Origin of the sequence: Streptomyces beijiangensis (genome assembly GCF_017315755.1) — a bacterium.
GTDB classification, from domain to species: Bacteria; Actinomycetota; Actinomycetes; order Streptomycetales; family Streptomycetaceae; genus Streptomyces; species Streptomyces beijiangensis.
The window spans coordinates 1-298 of record NZ_JAFLRJ010001455.1 but is presented as its reverse complement, the minus strand read 5'-3'; the positions used below and the strand labels follow the sequence as shown (position 1 = coordinate 298).

Here is a 298-nt window from a genome sequence, read left to right as displayed (position 1 = left end):
CCCCCGCATGGTGGCCCGCGAGCTCGCCGGGCTCCTGGAGGACTGCGAGCCGACCGTCGTCTACGGCGACGACGCGCTGCGCGAGCGCCTGGAGAAGGCCCGCCGGGAGCAGCCCGGGGTCGTCCTCAAGTCCTTCCAGAGCGACGTCCGGTCCCTGCGGGACGGCACCCACGCCCCCGTCGTGCCGCCGGTGTCCGACGTCTCCGAGACGGCCGCGATCGTCTACACCAGCGGCACCACCGGCAAACCCAAAGGCGTCATCTTCACCCACGCCACCATCGCCGGCGAGATGCACGAG

At 72.5% G+C, this 298-nt stretch carries 1 protein-coding gene; it reads left to right on the top strand.

Annotated elements, in window-relative coordinates:
* On the top strand, positions 1–298 hold a 298-nt coding region (locus J0695_RS42240), incomplete at both ends, for an AMP-binding protein (RefSeq protein WP_206970095.1).